Source organism: Komagataeibacter kakiaceti JCM 25156 (assembly GCF_000613305.1).
In genome coordinates this window covers 1-3,367 of record NZ_BAIO01000250.1, presented here as the reverse complement: position 1 = coordinate 3,367, position 3,367 = coordinate 1, and the positions used below count along the sequence as shown (strand labels likewise).

The 3,367-nt window shown below is 63.2% G+C and carries 3 protein-coding genes; all 3 read left to right on the top strand.

The annotated features are described in order from the left end of the window. The coding region (locus JCM25156_RS23845; protein ID WP_148299381.1) for a M20/M25/M40 family metallo-hydrolase at window positions 1-398 on the top strand (398 nt) is incomplete at its 5' end. Window positions 399-441: 43 nt separating this feature from the next. Further along, on the top strand, window positions 442-1,548 hold the full coding sequence (locus JCM25156_RS11665) for a DUF917 domain-containing protein (protein ID WP_025813218.1): 1,107 nt from the start codon (window positions 442-444) through the stop codon (window positions 1,546-1,548). After that, the gene (locus JCM25156_RS11660; protein WP_199898858.1) at window positions 1,545-3,191 is read left to right on the top strand and encodes a urocanate hydratase; all 1,647 of its coding nucleotides are present in this window, start codon (window positions 1,545-1,547) and stop codon (window positions 3,189-3,191) included. Before JCM25156_RS11665 ends, JCM25156_RS11660 begins: the two co-directional genes overlap by 4 nt. The last annotated feature ends 176 nt before the right edge of the window (window positions 3,192-3,367 follow it).

Here is a 3,367-nt window from a genome sequence, read left to right as displayed (position 1 = left end):
CCCGGCTGGTGATCGACATCCGCGTAAGTGAACGCGATGCCTGTGAACGCCTGCTGGCCCGGCTGCGCACCGTTGCCGCCGCGCAGGCCGCCGCGAGCGACGTGACACTGGCGCGCTTTGAAATCCAGTCCGACTCCCCCCCCGTGGCATGCAGCCCGCTTCTTGCCGACAGGCTGGAAACGGCGGCGCGCGGGCTGGGCCTGTCATCACGCCGCATGGTCTCGGGTGCGGGGCATGATGCGGCGTTCCTTGCGCGTATAGCGCCCAGCGCCATGGTTTTCATTCCCTGCCGCGATGGCCGCAGCCACGACCCGGATGAATGGATCACGGCGCATGACGCCGCCAACGGCACGCGCGTGCTGGCCGATGCGATCATGGCGGCGGACGTTGCGACCTGAATGCACACGAAAACAGCCCGTTCCTTTTTCATGAGGTTCCCCCGTGGGTAGAATACTTGTAGCCAGAGATGTCGAAGCCGCCATTCGCGGCGGTTCAATTTTTGCCTGTGGCGGCGGCGGATGGGTCGAACATGGCCGTATGCTGGGAACCGCCGCCGTCAATGCCGGGCAGCCCGAACTGGTCGGCATGGATGAAATCGCGGATGACGCCATTATCGCCACGGCGGCCGCCATCGGCGCGCCCGCCAGCACCACGCAGTGGGAAATGCTGGGCGTCGATTACGTCAATGCCGTGCGGCTGGTGCAAAAGGAACTGGGCGCGCCGATCTATGGTCTCATGATCGGGCAGAATGGCAAATCCAGTACCCTCAACGCCTGGCTGCCGGGCGCCATTCTGGGCACCAAGGTGGTTGACGCCGTGGGCGACATGCGCGCCCACCCCACGGGCGACATGGGTTCGATCGGCATGGCCAATTCCCCCCTGCCCATGATCCAGGCGGTGGTGGGCGGCAACCGGGCGAACCATGCCTATATCGAGATGGTGGCGAAAGGGGCCACGGCCCGCATCTCGCCCATCCTGCGCACGGCGTCGGACATGTCGGGCGGGTTCATCGCCTCATGCCGTAACCCGCTGCCAGCTTCCTATGTCCGCGCCCACGCCGCCGCCGGTGGCATTTCCCGGGCACTGAAACTGGGGGAAGCCGTGCTGGAGGCGGAGAGGAAAAACGGCCACGCCGTGATCGACGCCATCGTGCGTGAACTCGATGGCCGTATCATGGCGCAGGGGCGTGTCAGCGCGAAGAACGTGCGTTACACCGATGAAGCCTTTGATATCGGGACCATAACGGTCGGCTCCGGCGCATCCGCCGTGGTGCTGCATGTCATGAACGAATACATGGCCGTGGAGACACCGGACGGGCAGCGCCTTGCCTCCTTTCCCGATGTCATCACCACCCTGGCCCCCAGCGGCTACCCGCTGAGCGTGGGCGAGGTGGAGGAGGGCATGGATATTCTCGTGCTCCATGTCGAGAAAACGAAATTTCCCCTTTCTTCCAGTGTCGTTGACCCGGCGGTCTATCCACCGGTTGAGCGCGCGCTGGGTATCGAACTTGCATCCTACGCCATGGCTGGAAGGAAACAGGACACATGATGCCGCGACGTTTTGAAGTCACATCGGGCGATACGCTGCGCTGCCGGGGCTGGCGGCAGGAAGGGCTGCTGCGCCTGCTGGAAAACGTGCTGAGCGTGGGCGAGGATCCGGATAATCTGGTCGTCTATGCCGCACTGGGGCGCGCCGCGCGCAACTGGCCCGCGCATGACGCCATTGTTGCGACACTGAAGACCATGGCGGATGATGAAACGCTGATCGTGCAGTCAGGCAAGCCGATCGGGGTGGTCAGGACACATGCGGGCGCGCCCATCATCATCATGGCCAACTGCAACATGATCGGCCAGTGGGCGAAGGCGGAGGAATTCTACCGGCTGGAAAAGATGGGCCTGATCTGCTGGGGCGGCCTTACGGCGGGGGACTGGCAGTATATCGGCTCCCAGGGGGTCATTCAGGGCACTTATGAAATCTTCCGCCGCATTGCCGAGCAGCATTTTGACAGCAGCCTTGCCGGCCGCCTGATCCTGACATCCGGGCTGGGGGGCATGGGGGGCGCGCAGCCGCTAGCCGGAAGGCTGGCGGGGGCCGTGATCCTGTGTGTCGAGATCAACCCCGAACGGATCGAAAAACGCATCCAGTCCGGTTACCTCCAGCACCGGGCCGATACGCTGGATGCGGCGCTGGCCATGGCCAGCGCCGCACAGGCCCGGGGGGAAGCCTGCTCGATCGGGCTTGTGGGGAACGCCGCTGAAATCTTCCCCCGGATTCTGGCGCGCGGCATTACGCCCGACATCGTGACGGACCAGACTTCGGCACATGATCTGGTATATGGATATATTCCCGCCGGGATCAGCCTTGAGGACGTGGAGACGCTTCGTCGCGACGATCCGCAGCGGCTTATGGCGCTGTCATCACGGTCCATTGTCCACCATGTGCGCGCCATGCTGGATTTCCGCAGGAACGGATCGGTCGTTTTTGACAATGGCAACCTTATCCGCACACAGGCGCACAAGGCCGGGGTCAGTGATGCGTTTGACATTCCCATCTTCACGGAAGCCTATCTGCGCCCGCTTTTTGCCCGCGCCATTGGCCCGTTCCGCTGGATCGCCCTTTCCAATGATCCCAGGGACATCCATAAAATAGACGATTACCTGCTTGAAACATTCGCGCGGGACGCCTCCGTCGTCAACTGGATCACGCTGGCGCGCCAGTACATTCCCTTTGAGGGACTGCCCGCCCGCATTGCGTGGATTGGCCATGAATCCCGCACCATGGTCGGGCTTGCCGTAAACCGGATGGTGCGTGACGGCATCCTGTCCGGTCCCGTGGCCTTTACGCGCGACCATCTGGACGCTGGCGCCATGGCGCACCCCAATATCATGACCGAGAACATGAAGGATGGCTCCGACGCCATTGCGGACTGGCCCCTGCTTAACGCCATGCTGGCCTGCTCATCGCAGGCCGATCTTGTCGCGATCCATTCCGGCGGCGGTGGATATGCCGGTTACATGACCAGTTCCGGCATAACCGTCATCGCGGACGGATCGGCCCAGGCGGATGAACGGCTGCGGCAAACCCTGACCAATGATACCAGCCTGGGTGTCATGCGCTATGCCGATGCGGGATATGAGGAAGCGTATGATGAAGCGGATAAACGCGGTATCCGCTATCTTGCGGTTAAATAGGGGCAGGTGCCCCATAGCCGCCTGAGGGAGAGGGCTTGAGTTCCGGCATACCGCCTGCCATCGTGGTTCTCATGTCTTCCGATCCGTCTTCTCCCACGCCCCGGCTGGCCGGGACCACGGGCGTTCCGCCTGCGGAGGGGAAAGCACATATGCCGTTGACCCCGGCCGGGGTGGCG